Here is an 18,744-nt window from a genome sequence, read left to right as displayed (position 1 = left end):
CATTTGGAAAGCCTGTTAACCCTTCCTTTGGCTGGTGAGGCCAGAGTCAGGATCTTACAAATTACAGACACTCACCTGTTTGCCGAAAAGCATGAAACGCTGCTGGGTGTGAATACCTGGGACAGCTATCAATCCGTACTGGATGCAATACATGCTGAGTCGCCAGAGTTCGATCTGATCGTCGCGACTGGCGATTTGGCGCAGGATCAATCCGCTGCGGCTTATCAGCATTTTGCTGAGGGCATCGCAAGTTTTCGTGCGCCCTGCGTTTGGCTCCCGGGTAATCATGATTTTCAGCCTGCAATGTACAGCTCGCTGCAGGACGCGGGCATTTCCCCGGCTAAGCGCGTCTTCATTGGCGAACAGTGGCAAATCTTGTTGCTGGACAGCCAGGTGTTTGGCGTTCCCCACGGCGAGTTAAGCGAATTTCAGCTCGAATGGCTGGAGCGTAAACTTGCCGATGCGCCTGAACGCAATACCTTGCTGCTTCTGCATCATCATCCTCTGCCTGCGGGCTGCAGTTGGCTCGATCAACACAGTCTGCGCAATGCCGCCGAACTGGACAACGTGCTGGTGAACTATCCGCGCGTGAAGTATCTGCTGTGTGGGCATATTCATCAGGAACTGGATCTGGACTGGAACGGTCGCCGCCTGTTGGCGACGCCATCGACCTGCGTGCAGTTTAAGCCGCATTGTTCTAATTTCACGTTAGATACCATCAGCCCCGGCTGGCGTACGCTGGAGCTGTTTGCTGACGGTACGTTGCAGACTCAGGTGTGTCGTCTGCAGGGTAATCGGTTTCACCCTGATACCGCTTCAGAAGGTTACTGATGTCTACGCTTCTTTATCTTCATGGATTTAACAGTTCTCCTCGTTCGGCGAAGGCATGTTTGCTGAAAAGCTGGCTGGCGGAGCACCATCCGCACGTTGAGATGATTGTACCGCAGCTGCCGCCGTATCCTGCTCAGGCCGCAGAGATGCTGGAATCGATCGTTCTTGAGCATGGCGGCGAGTCGCTGGGGATTGTCGGTTCCTCGTTGGGCGGCTATTACGCCACCTGGCTGTCACAATGTTTTATGCTGCCAGCGGTGGTGGTGAACCCGGCGGTCCGGCCTTATGAACTGCTGGTCGACTATCTCGGTCAAAACGAGAACCCCTACACCGGGCAGCAATATGTGCTAGAGTCACGCCATATTTACGATCTTAAAGTCATGCAGATTGACCCGCTGGAAGCGCCGGATTTAATCTGGTTGCTCCAACAAACGGGCGATGAAGTGTTGGACTACCGCCAGGCGGTGGCGTATTACGCCTCCTGCCGCCAGACAGTTACTGAGGGCGGAAACCACGCATTCACGGGCTTCGAAGATTATTTCAACCAGATTGTCGATTTTCTTGGACTGCACAGTTTCTGACGATCAATTCGAACTGCTTATTTAAACCATGACGCAAACTTATAACGCTGATGCCATTGAGGTACTCACTGGGCTTGAGCCGGTACGCCGTCGCCCTGGGATGTACACCGATACGACCCGTCCGAACCACCTTGGGCAGGAAGTGATTGATAACAGTGTGGATGAAGCACTGGCGGGCCACGCAAAACGTGTGGACGTGATCTTACATGCCGACCAATCTCTGGAGGTCATTGATGATGGCCGCGGCATGCCAGTAGACATTCACCCTGAAGAAGGTGTTCCGGCGGTTGAGTTGATCCTCTGCCGTTTACATGCGGGTGGTAAGTTCTCCAATAAAAACTATCAGTTCTCTGGTGGCTTGCATGGGGTGGGTATCTCCGTGGTCAACGCTCTGTCGAAGCGTGTGGAAGTAAACGTGCGTCGCGACGGGCAGGTGTACAACATCGCGTTTGAGAACGGCGATAAGGTGCAGGATTTACAGGTTGTCGGGACCTGCGGTAAACGCAATACCGGAACCAGCGTGCACTTCTGGCCGGATGAAACCTTCTTCGACAGCCCGCGTTTTTCCGTTTCGCGCTTAACGCACGTCCTGAAAGCTAAAGCGGTATTGTGTCCGGGTGTTGAGATCACCTTTAAAGATGAGGTCAACAATAGCGAACAGCGCTGGTGCTACCAGGATGGTCTGAATGATTATCTGAGCGAAGCGGTGAATGGCCTGCCGACGCTGCCGGAAAAACCGTTTATCGGTAATTTTAGCGGTGAGACGGAAACTGTGGACTGGGCGCTGCTCTGGCTGCCGGAAGGCGGCGAGCTGCTGACCGAAAGCTATGTAAACCTGATCCCAACCATGCAGGGCGGTACGCATGTTAACGGTCTGCGTCAGGGCCTGCTGGATGCGATGCGCGAGTTCTGCGAATACCGCAATATTCTGCCGCGGGGCGTGAAGCTGTCGGCGGAGGATATCTGGGATCGCTGTGCCTATGTGCTGTCGGTGAAAATGCAGGATCCGCAGTTTGCCGGGCAAACCAAAGAGCGCCTCTCCTCGCGCCAGTGCGCGGCATTTGTCTCTGGGGTGGTGAAAGATGCCTTCAGCTTGTGGCTGAACCAGAACGTGCAGTCAGCCGAACTGCTGGCTGAGATGGCGATTTCCAGCGCCCAGCGTCGTCTGCGCGCGGCGAAAAAAGTGGTGCGTAAAAAGCTGACCAGCGGTCCGGCGCTGCCGGGGAAACTGGCGGACTGTACCGCACAGGATCTCAATCGCACCGAACTGTTCCTCGTCGAAGGTGACTCCGCGGGCGGATCGGCCAAACAGGCGCGCGATCGTGAGTATCAGGCGATCATGCCGCTCAAAGGTAAGATCCTCAATACCTGGGAAGTCTCTTCCGATGAAGTGCTGGCCTCGCAGGAAGTTCACGATATTTCGGTGGCGATCGGTATCGATCCGGACAGCGACGACCTGAGCCAGTTACGTTACGGTAAGATCTGTATCCTGGCGGATGCGGACTCCGATGGTCTGCACATCGCCACGCTGCTGTGCGCACTGTTTGTGAAACACTTCCGCACGCTGGTGAAACACGGTCACGTGTACGTGGCGCTGCCGCCGTTATACCGTATCGACCTCGGGAAAGAGGTGTATTACGCGCTGACGGAAGAAGAAAAAGCGGGCGTACTGGAGCAGTTAAAGCGCAAGAAAGGCAAGCCGAACGTGCAGCGCTTTAAAGGTCTGGGTGAAATGAACCCGATGCAACTGCGTGAAACCACGCTGGATCCGAACACTCGTCGCCTGGTGCAACTCATCATCGATGATGAAGACGATCAGCGCACCAACGCGGTGATGGATATGCTGCTGGCCAAGAAGCGTTCTGAAGATCGTCGTAACTGGTTGCAGGAGAAAGGCGACCTGGCGGATCTCGAAGGGTAAGGGGTATGTAGGCCGGATAAGGCGGTTTGTGCCGCCATCCGGCAAGGTCATCATGCCCGATGGCGTACGCTTATCTGGCCCGGCGGCCAGAACAATAACTTAAATGCCCGGCTCCAGAATACGAATATTCATCTCCAGCACATCGCCTTTGACGGCTTCGCTGTAGGCTTTCATATGCGGGGTCTGCAAATGCGCTTCAAGGTGGGCGATGCTTTCCCACTGTTCAATCATGACGATTGAATCCGGGGCTGTAGTCTGAAAACTGACGCCAGCAGCATGATCGACCATCGGCGCGTAGCCGTGGCAACCTTCTTCCTGTAAAACGATCGGAACGATTTTAGCGAACTGATCCAGTACCGCCTGGCGGTGATGTTGACCTGGACGTGTACGGATTTCTGCAATAACGGTAAGCATGGTTAACTCCTTCTAATTCCAGGTTACCAGTTAACCAAAAATTTCGTTCAGATGCTTGCGATATTCTGCGATATAACGCGGGACATCCGGCATTTTAATCACGTCATTGGTGATAAAGGTCGGCAGCGCTTCCATTCCCAGGAACTGGTTTGCTTTATGGAATGGGAGATAAACGCCATCAACCCCAACGCCATGGAAGAACTGATCTTTTTCCGTAAAGGCTTCCATCGGCGCGTTCCAGGTCAGAGACAGCATGTATTTTTTGCCCTGAATCAGTCCGCCGGAACCGTATTTTTTTGACGCATCTGAACGCGTGCGGCCATCGCTGGCGTACAGCGTACCGTGCCCGGCAGTGAACACGTCATCAATGTATTTCTTCACCGTCCACGGCGCGCCCATCCACCAACCCGGCATTTGCCAGATAACGGCGTCTGCCCAGACGAAGTTCTGCACTTCTGCTTGCACATCATAGTCGCTGTCAGCGCGTACGACTCTAACATCATGCCCGAGGTCGCGCAGGATACCGTCCGCGACCTCGGTCAGGGTGTCATTCAATTGCCCATTAGAATGGCCAAATTTTTTCGCACCGTTGATAATCAGGATGTTGCTCATTTTGTGTCCTCAAAGAATAACGTTTGAGGCCGATTCTACGCTGATGATCGGTACGGTGAAATTAGCAAAATGTGCAAAGTCTTTTGCTGACTGAGCAATAATAACGCAGTTACCAACTGATTTTAGCTTCAAAGCCGCCTTGCGGCGCATTACCAAACGAGGCTGACATTCTGTGTAAGGTCGCGATGCGACGGACAATTGACAGCCCCAGACCGCTGCCGGTCACGCTTTGCCCCGGTGGGCGATAAAAGCGTTCTCCAATGTGCATCAGAACTTCCGGCGCAATACCTGGACCATTATCTTTGACGCTAAAATTGCGGGCGTTGAGCGTCACTTCCACAATACTTCCCCGTGGACTATAGCGAATCGCATTATCCAGCAGATTTCGCACCATCAGGCTGAGTAACAGCGGTTGCCCGGTACATGTGATGCCGTGCGCGTTTATCTGCAAACGTACGTCAATATGCGCCTGCTGGGCCGAATGGTAGATATCCATCACCGAAGATTGCAGCAACTCCTCCAGCGAGATTTCCGCCACATCCTGAAGATTGTCGAGGGAGTCAAGGCGCGAAAGCGTCAGTAACTGATCGACCAGACGCGTGGCGCGATCGATCCCGGCCTGCATCTGCATTAAGGCTTTTTGCCGTGCCTGCGGGTCATCGTCAGACAGTTGCGCCACTTCGGTTTGCACTTTCAGCGCCGTCAATGGACTACGCAACTCGTGAGCGGCATCTGAAGTAAAGCGCCGTTCACGCACCATGGTGGTATGAATACGGGTGAAAAGTTGGTTGAGTGATTCAACCAACGGGCGGACTTCGCCAGGAATGCCTTTCAAACTGAGCGGTTCTTCTGATTCCGGGTCGCGTAAACGTAGCGCCTGCGCCAGTTTCTTCAGTGGCTTAAGTTCAAGACTTAACAACACAATCAGGATTAACAGCATCAGCGGCAGAGCGACCAACCACGGCACCAATTGTGCTGTCACAATCGCTAAAGCCATATCTTCACGATATTCCCATTCCTGCCCGACAACGATTCGATACTTTTTATCTGCGGAAGTCAGCCAGACAAAACGCCATTTATCGTTGTCGCCATTCAGATAGCCATCGTCAAAACCTTCCCGGCGATAGCTGTAGGGAATGTATTGGCCATTATCTCCATCGTGAAGAACCATTTTCCCTTCTGGCGTGTAGGCCGCAAAGGTCAGTACATCGTCGTCAATATGACCATGTTTGAATTTTTTCGGGGTATGCGCGATGCGTTCAGAGGCTTTGAGTTCATCAAGATCCAGCGTGACCAGACGCTTGGCGAACAGCATTTGCTGCGTGTCGAACATCTCATTCACGTTGTCGGTGGTTTGCTTCCAGGCGACAAAGCTGGAAATCAGCCAGGTCACTAAAACCAAAATCATGAAGATAAGCGTTAGCCTGATGCGCAGGCTGAGACGTTGTGCGAGTTTCATGCGTCACCCAGGGTGTAGCCAATGCCATGCACGGTACGGATAACGTCGCTGCCGAGCTTACGGCGTAAGTGATGGACGTGTACTTCAACCGCATTGCTGGAGACGTTTTCGTCCCAGGTATACAGTTTTTCTTCAATCAGTTTGCGGGGCAGGACGCGGCCCTTGTTACGCATAAGCAGCTCCAGCAGCGCGAACTCTTTGGGCTTAAGAGACAACGGTTCGCCAGCCGCCGTGGCGACCAGCGCGCCGGGATCAAGCGTCACCTCGCCATGGCGTAATGTGTTGCTGGCCTGGCCGCTGGCACGACGCACCAGCGCCTCCAGCCTGGCGGCAACTTCAATCAACGCGAAGGGTTTACACAGATAGTCGTCCGCGCCCAGGCGTAAGCCTTCAACGCGTTCTGCCAGCGCGTCGCGGGCGGTCAGGATCAGCACCGGTTCCTGCTTCCCGTTGCCTCGCCACTCGCGCAGGATATCCCGTCCGTCTATGCCTGGCAGCGTCAGGTCGAGGATTACCGCATCATACGGGGCACTGTAGAGTGCTTCTTTCCCCTGACGTCCTTCGGTAAACCAGTCGATGCTAAAACCCATTTTACTCAGACCGGTTTTAAGGCCATCGCCAATCAACGTATCATCTTCAACCAGTAAAATGCGCATATATTCTTCCCTGCGAAAACTCTCTTTGCCGTCAGTAAACCTTGTCGCCGCCGCATCTGTACAGCAAAAAAGAATCTTTTTTTTCCTTAAGAACTTGTTAAGGATTAACTTATTTAATAGTCGTAAACCAACATGAAAGGGAGACATGACGATGAAAAAATTAGCTGCAATGGTTGCCGTAATGGCACTGTGTTCCGCACCTGTTCTGGCAGCGCAGCAGGGCGGCTTCTCTGGGCCAACGACGACCACGCAAAGCCAAAGCGGCGGGTTTGTCGGCCCGAACGGCAGCATCACGACGGTAGCAAGTGCTAAATCGCTTCGCGATGATGCGTGGGTTACCTTGCGTGGGAACATCGTTGAGCGTATTTCCGACGATTTGTATGTGTTTAAAGATGCGACCGGCACGGTGAATGTGGATATTGACCATAAGCGCTGGAACGGCGTAACCGTAACCCCGCAGGATGTGGTTGAGATCCAGGGCGAAGTGGATAAAGACTGGAACTCCGTTGAAATCGACGTGAAACAGATTAGCAAAGTTGCTAAATAATCCCCATCAGGGCCGCATTCGCGGCCCTTTTCTTTGTGACTCAACACGCCAGATAGGGTAGTATCTGCGGCAATATTGCCCTTCAATAGAGGGGTACAAAGTTGAGGAACCACGATTAATGAGCGATATGGCAGAGCGCCTGGCGCTGCATGAATTCACGGAAAACGCCTATCTGAACTACTCCATGTACGTCATCATGGACAGGGCGTTGCCATTTATTGGCGATGGTTTGAAACCCGTTCAGCGTCGCATTGTGTATGCAATGTCCGAACTGGGGCTGAATGCCAGCGCCAAATTTAAAAAATCCGCCCGTACCGTCGGTGACGTGCTGGGTAAATACCACCCGCACGGCGACAGCGCCTGCTATGAAGCGATGGTGCTGATGGCGCAGCCGTTCTCTTACCGTTATCCGCTGGTTGATGGTCAGGGAAACTGGGGGGCGCCCGACGATCCCAAATCCTTCGCGGCGATGCGTTATACCGAATCCCGCTTGTCTAAATATGCGGAAGTCCTGCTGGGTGAACTCGGCCAGGGAACGTCGGACTGGGTGCCAAACTTCGACGGCACCATGCAGGAACCAAAGATGCTGCCTGCGCGTCTGCCAAATATTCTGCTGAACGGTACGACCGGTATTGCCGTTGGTATGGCGACGGACATTCCGCCGCATAACCTGCGAGAAGTCGCCAAAGCGGCGATTACGCTGATTGAGCAGCCGAAAACAACGCTCGATCAACTGCTGGACATCGTGCAGGGGCCGGATTACCCGACCGAAGCCGAGATTATTACCTCGCGTGCGGAAATTCGTAAGATTTACGAAAACGGACGCGGCTCCGTGCGTATGCGCGCGGTATGGACGAAAGAAGACGGCGCGGTGGTGATTTCCGCGCTGCCGCATCAGGTTTCCGGGGCAAAAGTGCTGGAGCAGATCGCTGCTCAAATGCGCAACAAAAAGCTGCCGATGGTTGACGACCTGCGTGACGAATCGGATCACGAAAACCCGACCCGTCTGGTGATTGTCCCGCGCTCCAATCGCGTGGATATGGAACAGGTAATGAACCACCTGTTTGCCACCACCGATCTGGAAAAAAGCTACCGTATCAACCTGAACATGATTGGCCTCGACGGTCGCCCGGCGGTGAAAAACCTGCTGGAGATCCTCACCGAATGGCTGGCGTTCCGCCGTGATACCGTGCGTCGTCGCCTGAACTATCGTCTGGAAAAAGTGCTTAAGCGCCTGCATATCCTTGAAGGTTTGCTGGTGGCGTTCCTCAACATTGACGAAGTGATCGAGATCATTCGTCATGAAGATGAACCTAAGCCTGAGCTGATGTCGCGGTTTGGCATTTCTGAAACGCAGGCTGAAGCTATCCTTGAGCTGAAATTGCGCCATCTTGCCAAACTCGAAGAGATGAAAATCCGCGGTGAGCAGGATGAACTGGCGAAAGAGCGCGATCAACTGCAGGCCATTCTCGCTTCCGAGCGTAAAATGAATAACCTGCTGAAGAAAGAGCTGCAGGCTGATGCCGAGGCCTATGGCGACGATCGCCGCTCCCCGCTGCAGGAACGCGAAGAAGCGAAGGCGATGAGCGAGCACGACATGCTGCCGTCTGAGCCGGTGACCATTGTATTGTCTCAGAGTGGTTGGGTGCGTAGCGCCAAAGGCCACGACATTGATGCGCCAGGATTAAGCTATAAAGCGGGCGACAGCTTTAAGTCGGCAGTGAAGGGCAAGAGCAACCAGCCGGTGGTGTTCGTTGACTCGACCGGACGCAGCTACGCCATCGACCCGATTACGCTGCCGTCGGCACGTGGTCAGGGCGAACCATTGACCGGTAAGCTCACGCTGCCGCCGGGCGCGACGGTGGAGCATATGCTGATGGAAGGCGACGATCAGAAACTGCTGATGGCATCCGATGCGGGCTACGGTTTTGTCTGTACCTTCAACGATCTGGTAGCACGTAACCGTGCGGGTAAAGCATTGATTACGCTGCCTGAAAATGCGCGCGTTATGCCGCCGGTGGTGATTGAAGATGAAACCGATATGCTGCTGGCGATAACGATGGCCGGTAGGATGTTGATGTTCCCGGTGAGCGATTTGCCGCAACTGTCGAAAGGCAAAGGGAACAAGATTATCAATATCCCTTCAGCAGAAGCGGCGAAAGGCGTAGATGGCCTGGCGCTGCTCTATGTGCTGCCGCCGCAAAGCACGCTGACTATTCATGTCGGTAAACGCAAAATTAAACTGCGTCCTGAAGAGTTGCAGAAAGTGACCGGCGAACGCGGTCGTCGCGGCACGCTGATGCGTGGTCTACAGCGTATCGATCGCATTGAAATTGACTCGCCTCGACGCGCCAGTCAGGGCGACAGCGAAGAATAACGCGACTGCCCGGCTCTCCCTGCTTTCGCTCAGGGAGAGCCAACGTTAAAATTTCCCGTAAAACCGTTGTTTATTCGTGCGTTGCGATTAACAATACGCTTTTCCAGAGAGCCGCCTTAACAAAGCCCTAACCTGATGCAGAGTTATGTATCCGGTGACGTAAAATGCCAGGCTCTTAGGCCTTAGAGGTTGTTATGTTATATATTTTTCGTTTAATCATTACTGTTATTTACTGCATTCTGGTCTGTATTTTCGGTTGTATATACTGTCTGTTCAGCCCACGGAATCCAAAACACGTTGCAACGTTCGGTCATATGTTTGGCCGCCTGGCTCCCCTTTATGGCCTGAAGGTCGAGTGCCGCATGCCGGCAGACGCGCAGAATTATGGTAATGCTATCTATATTTGTAACCACCAGAACAACTATGACATGGTTACCGCTTCGAATATCGTTCAGCCGCCGACGGTAACGGTGGGTAAAAAAAGCCTGCTGTGGATCCCGTTCTTCGGGCAGTTGTACTGGTTAACCGGTAACCTGTTGATCGACAGAAACAACCGTGCTAAAGCGCACAGCACCATTGCAGCCGTGGTGAACCATTTCAAAAAACGTCGTATTTCTATCTGGATGTTCCCGGAAGGGACGCGCAGCCGCGGCCGTGGTCTGCTGCCGTTTAAAACCGGCGCGTTTCATGCGGCGATTGCTGCAGGCGTTCCGGTCATTCCAGTCTGCGTTTCTACAACCTCGAACAAGATCAAATTAAACCGACTCAATAATGGTCTGGCGATTGTAGAGATGTTGCCGCCGGTGGATATTAGCCACTTTGGTAAAGATCAGGTTCGTGAACTGGCAGCGCATTGCCGCTCGCTGATGGAACAAAAAATCGCAGAACTCGATAAAGAAGTTGCTGAGCGGGAAGCCGCCGGTAAGGTTTAATCCGCACAATTCGGGTTTTTTACAGGAAAAGATTTCCTGCGTGTTAATCGCCAGTTTTTCATGGAGTTTATATGTCATTCAGTCGGCGTCAGTTCATTCAGGCATCGGGGATCGCACTGTGTGCAGGTGCTGTTCCGCTGAAGGCTAATGCTGCCGGTCAGCAACAACCGTTACCTGTGCCTCCACTGCTGGAGTCTCGTCGGGGGCAGCCGTTATTTATGACGCTGCAACGCGCGCATTGGTCCTTTACACAAGGCACGCGCGCGCCTGTCTGGGGGATTAACGGCCGCTACCTGGGACCGACAATTCGCGTCTGGAAAGGGGATGACGTCAAGCTTATTTACAGCAATCGTCTGACAGAAAATGTCTCGATGACCGTCGCCGGATTACAGGTGCCTGGTCCGCTGATGGGGGGCCCGGCGCGCATGATGTCCCCTAATGCGGATTGGGCGCCAGTGCTGCCGATCCGCCAGAATGCCGCCACGCTGTGGTATCACGCCAATACGCCAAATCGTACTGCTCAGCAGGTCTATAACGGTCTTGCCGGGATGTGGCTGGTTGAAGATGAGGTCAGTAAATCCCTGTCTATTCCCAACCATTACGGCGTGGATGATTTTCCGATCATTATCCAGGACAAGCGTCTGGACAACTTTGGGACGCCGGAATACAGCGAACCCGGCAGCGGCGGTTTTGTTGGGGATACGCTTCTGGTTAATGGGGCGCAAAGTCCGTATGTCGAAGTCTCCCGCGGTTGGGTACGCTTGCGTTTGCTGAACGCGTCAAACTCGCGTCGTTACCAACTGCAAATGAGTGATGGCCGTGCGCTGCATGTGATTTCCAGCGATCAGGGCTTTTTACCCGCGCCTGTTTCATTGAAACAGCTCTCGCTGGCGCCAGGCGAACGTCGTGAGATCCTGGTGGATATGACTAACGGTAATGAGGTCTCTATTACCTGTGGCGAGGCGGCCAGCATTGTCGACAGGATCCGGGGATTCTTTGAACCATCAAGTATTCTTATCTCCACGCTGGTGCTGACTCTGCGACCAACCGGCCTCTTGCCGCTGGTGACTGACAGCCTGCCAATGCGCCTGCTGCCAACCGAGATCCTCAGCGGTTCGCCGATTCGCAGCCGTGATATCAGCCTGGATGACGATCCGGGGATCAACGGTCAGTTGTGGGACGTCAACCGCATGGATATTACCGCGCAGCAGGGTACCTGGGAGCGCTGGACGGTGCGGGCGGATATGCCGCAGTCTTTCCATATTGAGGGCGTCTCGTTCCTGATCCGTAATGTGAACGGCGCGATGCCGTTCCCGGAAGACAGAGGCTGGAAAGATACCGTTTGGGTAGATGGTCAGGTCGAGCTACTGGTTTATTACGGTCAACCTTCCTGGGCGCATTTCCCGTTCTACTTTAACAGCCAGACGCTGGAAATGGCGGATCGTGGCTCGATCGGTCAGATCCTGGTGAACCCGGCGCCGTAACGCGCCGGGGTTTGCGTTACGCCCGCCAGAACATGCGCGAAAACAGGATCAGTATGGGGTAAATCTCCAGACGCCCCATGATCATGGCCGCGCACATCAGCAGCTTTGCCTCCTCATTTAACGTGCCAAACGTCGTGGCGGTAACGCCAAATCCCAGCCCCATATTGTTGATGCAGGCGGCGACGGTGGCGAAAGAGGAGAAGAGATCGTAGCCCATCAGATTGAGCGCCCAGATAAAAAAGCTGGTGAACAAAACGTAGAGAAAGAAAAAGCTCCATACCGAACGCACCACCCTGTCGCTTACCACGCTGTTACCCACTTTGATGTTCAGCAGGGCGCGAGGATGCGCGAGCTGGTGTAATTCCTGGCGGCACTGCTTGAACATAATCAAAAAGCGCAGCACTTTAATTCCCCCGCACGTCGATCCCACACAACCGCCGAAGAAGCTGGCGCTAAGCAGCATGAAGATCGTGTGCGAGGGCCACTGCGCGTAATCCGCCGTTGACAGGCCATTATCCGTCAGCATGGAGCTGGCCAGAAAAAAGGCATGCACCAGGCTGTCCGTTAGCCCGTACATACCTGCCCGCCAGACCTGCCAGGTGGCGATCAGCGTGACCACCAGCGCAATTAGCAGAAAGAAACGCAGCTCGGCATTACGACGAAAGGGCTTGAAGGTACGTTTTACAATAGCAACGTACCAGAGGGTGAAGTTAAACGCGGATAACAGTGAGAACAGTCCGGCGACGAGTTCTATAGCGTGGCTGTTATAAAAGCCGATGCTCTCGCTGCGAGTGGAAAATCCGCCAAGAGAGACCGTCGACAGCCCGTGGCATAAGGCGTCGAAAAACGACATCCCGGCAGCCCAGTAGGCCAGAGTACAAATAAGACCCAGAATGACGTAGGTCAACCACAGCGTACGTGCGGTATCGGCAAGCCTTGGCGTGAGGCGTTCTTCTTTGAAGGGGCCAGGCATTTCAGACTGATACAGTTTCATGCCGCCAATACCCAGCAGCGGTAATACCGCCACGGCGAGGACAATAACGCCCAGGCCGCCAATAAAATTGAGCTGAGCACGATAGTAAAGATACGATTTCGGCAAGGCGCTGACGTCGTCAATCACCGTTGCGCCTGTGGTGGTAATCCCGGAAACCCCTTCGAACAGGGCATCGGCAAAGGAGAGATTTAAGCCATCGTCCATCCACATCGGCATTGCGCTAATTAACGAAAACAGTAGCCAGAACAAAACGATAATGACGAATCCATCTCGGGTTCTCAGTTGAATTCCCGCATGTTTGGTTGCCAGCCACGCCCCGCCGCCGAGGGTAAAGAAAGTCATAAATGTGCTGAAAAATGCGAAAAAGCTCCGCTCTTTATTTAACAGAGCGATGGTCATCGGCGGCAGCATGGAGAAGCTGTAGAGAAGAACCAGAAATCCGCACAGGTGAACAACAACCCGTAACTGGGAAATATGCAGTGAATCGTTGAGTCGCAATGAAAAATCCCCCGCCGAAAAGAGTGATCTCAGCTGGCCGGCATGGTGTTAATTATGATTGATAAAAATGGCTGTCGTAAAATTTAACAATTTATACAACTTTCTACTGGTCTGGTTCAGACTCCACTTCATTTCTTGCCGACATACAGCGTATAATCCCCGGCCTTTGATTATTTTTTTACCATTTTTGGAAGCACTATGAGCGCAATATCCCTGATCCAACCGGACAGAGACCTTTTCTCCTGGCCGCAGTACTGGGCTGCCTGTTTTGGCCCGGCACCGTTTTTGCCGATGTCACGTGACGAAATGGACCAACTTGGCTGGGATAGCTGCGACATCATTCTGGTGACCGGCGATGCCTACGTCGACCACCCAAGCTTTGGTATGGCGATTTGTGGCCGTATGCTGGAAGCTCAGGGCTTTCGCGTCGGAATTATCGCCCAGCCGGAGTGGAACAACAAAGACGATTTTATGCGTTTGGGTAAACCGAACCTGTTCTTTGGTGTGACCGCTGGCAACATGGACTCGATGATCAACCGTTATACCGCCGATCGCCGACTGCGCCATGATGATGCCTACACGCCGGACAACGTGGCGGGTAAACGTCCGGACCGCGCCACGCTGGTCTATACCCAGCGCTGTAAAGAAGCATGGAAAGATGTGCCGGTTATTCTTGGCGGCATTGAGGCCAGCCTGCGCCGCACCGCGCACTACGATTACTGGTCTGATACCGTTCGCCGCTCCGTTTTGGTGGATTCGAAAGCCGATATGCTGATGTTCGGCAACGGCGAACGTCCGCTGGTGGAAGTGGCGCATCGTCTGGCGATGGGGGAAACTATCGATCAGATCCGCGATGTGCGTAACACCGCTATTATGGTTAAAGAAGCGTTGCCGGGCTGGAGTGGGGTGGATTCTACGCGTCTCGACACGCCAGGCAAGATTGACCCGATCCCGCATCCTTACGGTGAAGATCTGCCGTGTGCTGATAACAAACCTGTCGCACCGAAAAAGCAGGAAGCGAAAGCGGTCACCGTGCAGCCGCCGCGTCCGAAACCGTGGGAAAAAACCTACGTGCTGCTACCGTCCTTCGAAAAAGTGAAGGGCGATAAAGTGCTGTATGCGCATGCGTCGCGTATCCTGCACCACGAAACTAACCCAGGCTGCGCGCGTGCGCTGATGCAAAAGCATGGCGATCGCTACATCTGGATCAACCCGCCAGCTATTCCGCTGTCTACCGAAGAGATGGACAGCGTCTTTGCGTTACCGTACAAGCGTGTACCGCATCCGGCGTATGGCGACAGCCGTATTCCGGCCTATGAGATGATCCGTTTCTCGATCAACATAATGCGTGGCTGCTTTGGCGGCTGCTCGTTCTGTTCGATAACAGAGCACGAAGGCCGTATCATCCAGAGTCGCTCTGAAGATTCGATCATCAATGAAATCGAAGCCATTCGCGACACCGTCCCGGGCTTTACCGGCGTGATTTCCGATCTCGGCGGCCCAACGGCGAACATGTATATGCTGCGCTGTAAGTCACCGCGTGCGGAGCAAACCTGCCGTCGTCTGTCATGCGTCTATCCGGATATTTGTCCGCACATGGATACCAATCATGAGCCGACAATTAACCTCTATCGCCGGGCGCGTGATCTCAAAGGCATTAAAAAGATCCTTATCGCATCCGGTGTGCGCTATGACATCGCGGTGGAAGACCCACGCTACATCAAAGAACTGGCTACCCATCACGTGGGCGGCTATCTGAAGATTGCGCCAGAGCATACTGAAGAAGGCCCGCTGTCGAAGATGATGAAGCCGGGGATGGGCAGCTACGATCGCTTCAAGGAATTGTTCGATACCTACTCTAAACAGGCCGGTAAAGAGCAGTACCTGATCCCGTATTTTATCTCCGCACACCCGGGTACGCGTGATGAGGATATGGTGAATCTGGCGCTGTGGCTGAAACAACGTCGTTTCCGTCTGGATCAGGTGCAGAACTTCTATCCATCGCCGTTGGCGAACTCCACAACCATGTATTACACCGGGAAAAACCCGTTGGGTAAAATTGGTTATAAGAGTGAAGACGTGGTGGTGCCGAAAGGTGATAAGCAGCGTCGTCTGCATAAAGCCCTGTTGCGCTACCACGATCCGGCCAACTGGCCGTTAATCCGCCAGGCGCTGGAAGATATGGGTAAAAAGCATCTGATCGGCGGGCGTCGCGAATGTCTGGTTCCGGCGCCTACGCTGGAAGAGATGCGCGAAGCGCGTCGCCAGAACCGTCATACTCGTCCGGCGCTGACCAAACACACGCCAGTGGCGCACCAGCGTCAGACGCCTGCCGCGAACAAAAAACGCGGGAAAGTGGCGGGACGTTAATCTGTCTTGCCCGGATAAGGTGCTTGCACCGCTATCGGGCAGAAGAGATCAGTATTTATGCCTCACGAATTCTGGCCGCTAATGCGGCCAGTTTTTCGTCATCAGCCCGTTCATGATCGTGTGACGACAGATATCCTTCATACTGCTCGAAAAATTTGTTCTGCCGCGATTCAATCGGTTTCCAGTGGGTTAAATCGCCAGTACCGTGCATAGGACTTAATTTACTGTGCACATGGTCTACGCCGAAACCTTCGAAGAACATTCCCGTACGACTGACATCCGGGAAAGCCTTATCCAGTTTCTTAGCCACTTTTTGGGTCGCCAGCATCAGGTCCGCTAACGCCTGCGGCGGCATATCGAAGGCATAGCTCGGGTAATGTTTTTTCGGGATCACCACGGTAAAACCGTCGGTGTTCGGGAAAATCGACAGAAAAGCCAGGTGGTGCTCGTCTTCCCATACCTTATGGCAGGGCGCTTTGCCTTCAACAATTTGACAGAAAATACAGGTCATTCCTTTTCTCCGCAGGTAAGGTATTCCTCAGAACGCAGTCAGTTTAGTACAGACCCAACACCTTCCACCACATCAGACCCACGGTAATAAAGACCGCCTGGTTAAACAGGCTGATGATAAATCCTGTGCGCCACCAGACGCCCGTTGGAACGTACCCTGCGCCAAACAGAATTGGACCGCGAGCATGAGTGTACTGGGTGAGCGAGCAGTACAAACTGCTGGTGAAGGCCAGCATTAGCGCCGTGGGGGCCGCGGGAATATTCAGATGCAGCCCGACGCCGAGGAAAACGGCATACAGCGCGGCAATCTGCGCATTTCCGCTGGCAAAAAAGTAGTGGGTATAGAAATAGGCGGCGTTCAGCAGTAGCAGGACGATCACCCAACTGGTCCCGTGCATAGTACTGCTCAGGCTATCGCCAATCAGATTGCCGAACCAGGTGGTGAAGCCCAGTTTTTTCAACTGATTCGCCATCATCAGTAGCGCGGCAAACCAAATCAGCGTATCCCATGCCCCTTTCTCACTTTTGACGTCCTCCCAGCTCAGTACGCCGCTCAGCAATAAAATCGACAGCCCTACAAACGAGGCGGTGGTGGCGTCAACGCCCAGCGTATCGCCAAAAATCCACAGCACCAGCAGTACGCCGACGGTTGCCAGCATCAGCCATTCACCGCGTGACATGCGGCCCATTTCCGCCAGCTCTTTGCGCGCCAGGTTAGGGGCATCCGGCGTGTGTTTGATTTCCGGGCGCACCAGCCAGTAGACCAGTAGCGGAACGAGCAGCAAAGAGACCAGACAAGGTAGCAGCGCCGCCATAAACCAGCCGCCCCAGGTCAGCGTAACCCCGGCGTTGGCCGCCAGTTTTACTGCCAGCAGGTTGCCGGTATAGCCGGTCATAAACAGTGCTGCCGTCACGTCGTTGACGTTGCCAATACAGGTGATAAGAAAGGTGCCGATTTTACTGCGGGACTCATCTTCCGGGTTCGAATGGAAACTACGCGCCAGAGAGTCGGCAATCGGATAGATGACGCCGCCGCAGCGCGCCGTATTACTCGGCATAGCGGGAGAGAGGATCAGATCGGCAAAAGCCAGACCGTAGGCGAGTCCCAGCGTGCGCTTGCCGAGCAGGCGGATCATCTGCAACGCAATGCGTCGTCCGAGGCCGGTTTTGATAAACCCACGGGCAATCATAAAGGCCACGACGATAAGCCAGATAAGTGAGCTGTTCAGTTCGCTGAGTGCCGTGGTGATGGCGCCGCTGGCGGTTTTATCGCCGGCAGCATAGGCGAGCGCGAACACCGTAATACCAATAATGCCGACCGCGCCGATGGGTAAGACTTTCGCCACAATAGAGGCGATGGTGGCAACGAAGATAATTGCCGAATGCCAGGCTGGCGCACTTAACCCAGTGGGGGGAGTAAGCTGCCAGAGACCGGCAGAAATGAGTACTATAAGAATTAATGGGAGCCATTTGACGCCATTACTTTTTTTATCAGCCACGATTACGCACCTATAGGTGTGGTAAATATATTCATTAGATGAATATATTTATTGAATAATTAACAGGTTATGTTGCGTAATGCTGCTCCAGCGACTGCAAGAAATACATCAATATATGTATGTTAATTGTTTCCTGATATTTCATTGCCAGCAAGGCCCGACGGGAGTGTCGGGCCGGAGAGAAGAGATTAACCGCCGAACTGGTCCGGGTCTGGTCCCAGCCGTCTGCCCTGATCGAGTTTCGCGATTTCGCCTAATTCTTCTTTATCCAGGCGGAAGTCCCAGACGTTAAAGTTTTCAGCGATACGGGCAGGCGTCACCGATTTCGGAATAACCACCAGACCGTTATCCAGATGCCAGCGGATGACAATCTGCGCTGGTGATTTACCATATTTCTCTGCGAGGTCACGGATGATCTTTTGGTCGAAGACGTCTTTCCCGCCCTGCGCCAATGGACTCCAGGATTCGGTCTGGATCTTATGCGTGGCGTTCCAGGCATGAAGCTGGCGCTGCTGCATAAGTGGGTGCAGTTCTATCTGGTTGATCACGGGATGAACGCCAGTTTCATCGATCAGGCGCTGGAGATGATTGATCTGAAAGTTGCACACGCCGATGCTCTTAATCAGCCCTTCTTTTTGCAGATCGATCATGTTTTCCCACGCTTCAACGTAGTGATCGATCGCCGGAACAGGCCAGTGCATCAGGTAAAGATCGAGGTAATCGAGCTGGAGTTTCTCCATGCTTTCGAGTAAGGCTTCACGGGCGCGTTTCTGATCATCATTCCACAGCTTGGTGGTGATGAATAACTCTTCCCGCGGCACGCCGGCATTACGTATCGCTTTGCCGACACCTTCTTCGTTTTTATATGCGGCGGCGGTATCAATCGAACGATAACCCACTTCCAGTGCTTTATGGATAGCGGTAATGACTTCTTCGTTGCTTGCCTTCCAGACCCCCAGGCCCAGTTGCGGCATGACGTTACCATCCTGTAGCTTGATAATGGTTGGACCGGTCATAATTCCCCCCTGGATTACAGTCACCGGAGCAAGCTCCGGTGAG

General features: G+C 53.7%; 16 protein-coding genes. 8 read left to right on the top strand and 8 right to left on the bottom strand.

All coding sequences use genetic code 11. The annotated features are described in order from the left end of the window. Nucleotides 1–3 precede the first annotated feature (3 nt). From cpdA to parE, 3 genes are read left to right on the top strand one after another with little or no spacing between them, the layout of a single operon-like run. Complete coding sequence (gene cpdA, locus FOB24_RS21455; RefSeq protein ID WP_069324348.1) at nucleotides 4–831, top strand: 3',5'-cyclic-AMP phosphodiesterase; 828 nt, start codon at nucleotides 4–6, stop codon at nucleotides 829–831. Next, nucleotides 831–1,412 carry an esterase YqiA gene (yqiA, locus tag FOB24_RS21450; RefSeq protein WP_038633915.1) on the top strand — a complete coding sequence of 194 codons (582 nt, stop codon included), beginning with the start codon at nucleotides 831–833 and terminating at the stop codon, nucleotides 1,410–1,412. The genes cpdA and yqiA overlap by 1 nt, the downstream gene beginning before the upstream one ends. A 28-nt stretch (nucleotides 1,413–1,440) precedes the next feature. Then, on the top strand, nucleotides 1,441–3,333 hold the full coding sequence (gene parE / locus FOB24_RS21445; protein WP_005123094.1) for a DNA topoisomerase IV subunit B: 1,893 nt from the start codon (nucleotides 1,441–1,443) through the stop codon (nucleotides 3,331–3,333). Between the two features lie 99 nt (nucleotides 3,334–3,432). Here the strand turns inward: parE and FOB24_RS21440 are convergent, their stop codons facing one another. From FOB24_RS21440 to qseB, 4 genes are all read right to left on the bottom strand, one after another. Next, a complete protein-coding gene (locus tag FOB24_RS21440; RefSeq protein WP_069324347.1) occupies nucleotides 3,433–3,747 on the bottom strand; it encodes a putative quinol monooxygenase in 315 nt (104 codons plus the stop codon). A 30-nt stretch (nucleotides 3,748–3,777) separates the two neighbouring features. Beyond that, complete coding sequence (locus tag FOB24_RS21435) at nucleotides 3,778–4,359, bottom strand: NAD(P)H-dependent oxidoreductase (RefSeq protein ID WP_006688047.1); 582 nt, start codon at nucleotides 4,357–4,359, stop codon at nucleotides 3,778–3,780. Nucleotides 4,360–4,468: 109 nt separating this feature from the next. Beyond that, nucleotides 4,469–5,818, bottom strand: a complete 1,350-nt coding sequence (gene qseC, locus FOB24_RS21430) for a quorum sensing histidine kinase QseC (RefSeq protein WP_069324346.1) — start codon at nucleotides 5,816–5,818, stop codon at nucleotides 4,469–4,471. Next, nucleotides 5,815–6,474 carry a quorum sensing response regulator transcription factor QseB gene (gene qseB, locus FOB24_RS21425; RefSeq protein ID WP_150345433.1) on the bottom strand — a complete coding sequence of 220 codons (660 nt, stop codon included), beginning with the start codon at nucleotides 6,472–6,474 and terminating at the stop codon, nucleotides 5,815–5,817. The genes qseC and qseB overlap by 4 nt, the downstream gene beginning before the upstream one ends. Nucleotides 6,475–6,625: 151 nt before the next feature. Between qseB and FOB24_RS21420 the strand changes: the two genes are divergently transcribed. The 4 genes from FOB24_RS21420 to ftsP all read left to right on the top strand — a co-directional run bounded on the left by FOB24_RS21420 (nucleotide 6,626) and on the right by ftsP (nucleotide 11,814). After that, on the top strand, nucleotides 6,626–7,021 hold the full coding sequence (locus tag FOB24_RS21420; protein WP_038633899.1) for a YgiW/YdeI family stress tolerance OB fold protein: 396 nt from the start codon (nucleotides 6,626–6,628) through the stop codon (nucleotides 7,019–7,021). Nucleotides 7,022–7,139: 118 nt separating this feature from the next. Further along, nucleotides 7,140–9,398 carry a DNA topoisomerase IV subunit A gene (gene parC, locus FOB24_RS21415; protein WP_150345432.1) on the top strand — a complete coding sequence of 753 codons (2,259 nt, stop codon included), beginning with the start codon at nucleotides 7,140–7,142 and terminating at the stop codon, nucleotides 9,396–9,398. Nucleotides 9,399–9,592: 194 nt separating this feature from the next. Next, the gene (gene plsC / locus FOB24_RS21410) at nucleotides 9,593–10,330 is read left to right on the top strand and encodes a 1-acylglycerol-3-phosphate O-acyltransferase (protein ID WP_038633894.1); all 738 of its coding nucleotides are present in this window, start codon (nucleotides 9,593–9,595) and stop codon (nucleotides 10,328–10,330) included. A gap of 71 nt (nucleotides 10,331–10,401) precedes the next feature. Next, the gene (gene ftsP, locus FOB24_RS21405) at nucleotides 10,402–11,814 is read left to right on the top strand and encodes a cell division protein FtsP (protein WP_038633892.1); all 1,413 of its coding nucleotides are present in this window, start codon (nucleotides 10,402–10,404) and stop codon (nucleotides 11,812–11,814) included. A 16-nt stretch (nucleotides 11,815–11,830) separates the two neighbouring features. On the opposite strand, the gene FOB24_RS21400 is transcribed toward ftsP, so the two are convergent. After that, nucleotides 11,831–13,306: a TrkH family potassium uptake protein gene (locus FOB24_RS21400; protein ID WP_087856818.1), complete on the bottom strand. Its 1,476-nt coding sequence runs from the start codon at nucleotides 13,304–13,306 to the stop codon at nucleotides 11,831–11,833. A 198-nt stretch (nucleotides 13,307–13,504) separates the two neighbouring features. On the opposite strand from FOB24_RS21400, the gene FOB24_RS21395 reads away from it, so the two are divergent. Next, nucleotides 13,505–15,676: a YgiQ family radical SAM protein gene (locus FOB24_RS21395; protein WP_003024532.1), complete on the top strand. Its 2,172-nt coding sequence runs from the start codon at nucleotides 13,505–13,507 to the stop codon at nucleotides 15,674–15,676. Nucleotides 15,677–15,731: 55 nt separating this feature from the next. On the opposite strand, the gene FOB24_RS21390 is transcribed toward FOB24_RS21395, so the two are convergent. The 3 genes from FOB24_RS21390 to dkgA all read right to left on the bottom strand — a co-directional run bounded on the left by FOB24_RS21390 (nucleotide 15,732) and on the right by dkgA (nucleotide 18,701). After that, on the bottom strand, nucleotides 15,732–16,187 hold the full coding sequence (locus tag FOB24_RS21390; RefSeq protein ID WP_042310999.1) for an HIT family protein: 456 nt from the start codon (nucleotides 16,185–16,187) through the stop codon (nucleotides 15,732–15,734). Nucleotides 16,188–16,230: 43 nt separating this feature from the next. Next, nucleotides 16,231–17,685 (bottom strand): DASS family sodium-coupled anion symporter, encoded by a 1,455-nt coding sequence (locus FOB24_RS21385; protein WP_038633882.1) that lies wholly within the window; start codon nucleotides 17,683–17,685, stop codon nucleotides 16,231–16,233. 188 nt (nucleotides 17,686–17,873) lie between these two features. Further along, nucleotides 17,874–18,701 carry a 2,5-didehydrogluconate reductase DkgA gene (gene dkgA, locus FOB24_RS21380; RefSeq protein WP_038633879.1) on the bottom strand — a complete coding sequence of 276 codons (828 nt, stop codon included), beginning with the start codon at nucleotides 18,699–18,701 and terminating at the stop codon, nucleotides 17,874–17,876. Nucleotides 18,702–18,744 lie beyond the last annotated feature (43 nt).

The organism is Citrobacter werkmanii, assembly GCF_008693645.1.
Taxonomy (GTDB): Bacteria; Pseudomonadota; Gammaproteobacteria; order Enterobacterales; family Enterobacteriaceae; genus Citrobacter; species Citrobacter werkmanii.
Note: the sequence above shows the minus strand (reverse complement) of the source record. Positions and strands in the feature narration are given on the sequence as shown.

Excerpts from the sequence above, each read along its gene's own strand:
- yqiA (WP_038633915.1), top strand. The coding sequence starts at position 831 with ATGTCTACGCTTCTTTATCTTCATGGATTTAACAGTTCTCCTCGTTCG.
- parE (WP_005123094.1), top strand. The coding sequence starts at position 1,441 with ATGACGCAAACTTATAACGCTGATGCCATTGAGGTACTCACTGGGCTT.
- FOB24_RS21440 (WP_069324347.1), bottom strand. The coding sequence starts at position 3,747 with ATGCTTACCGTTATTGCAGAAATCCGTACACGTCCAGGTCAACATCAC.
- FOB24_RS21435 (WP_006688047.1), bottom strand. The coding sequence starts at position 4,359 with ATGAGCAACATCCTGATTATCAACGGTGCGAAAAAATTTGGCCATTCT.
- qseC (WP_069324346.1), bottom strand. The coding sequence starts at position 5,818 with ATGAAACTCGCACAACGTCTCAGCCTGCGCATCAGGCTAACGCTTATC.
- qseB (WP_150345433.1), bottom strand. The coding sequence starts at position 6,474 with ATGCGCATTTTACTGGTTGAAGATGATACGTTGATTGGCGATGGCCTT.
- FOB24_RS21420 (WP_038633899.1), top strand. The coding sequence starts at position 6,626 with ATGAAAAAATTAGCTGCAATGGTTGCCGTAATGGCACTGTGTTCCGCA.
- parC (WP_150345432.1), top strand. The coding sequence starts at position 7,140 with ATGAGCGATATGGCAGAGCGCCTGGCGCTGCATGAATTCACGGAAAAC.
- plsC (WP_038633894.1), top strand. The coding sequence starts at position 9,593 with ATGTTATATATTTTTCGTTTAATCATTACTGTTATTTACTGCATTCTG.
- ftsP (WP_038633892.1), top strand. The coding sequence starts at position 10,402 with ATGTCATTCAGTCGGCGTCAGTTCATTCAGGCATCGGGGATCGCACTG.
- FOB24_RS21395 (WP_003024532.1), top strand. The coding sequence starts at position 13,505 with ATGAGCGCAATATCCCTGATCCAACCGGACAGAGACCTTTTCTCCTGG.
- FOB24_RS21390 (WP_042310999.1), bottom strand. The coding sequence starts at position 16,187 with ATGACCTGTATTTTCTGTCAAATTGTTGAAGGCAAAGCGCCCTGCCAT.
- dkgA (WP_038633879.1), bottom strand. The coding sequence starts at position 18,701 with ATGACCGGTCCAACCATTATCAAGCTACAGGATGGTAACGTCATGCCG.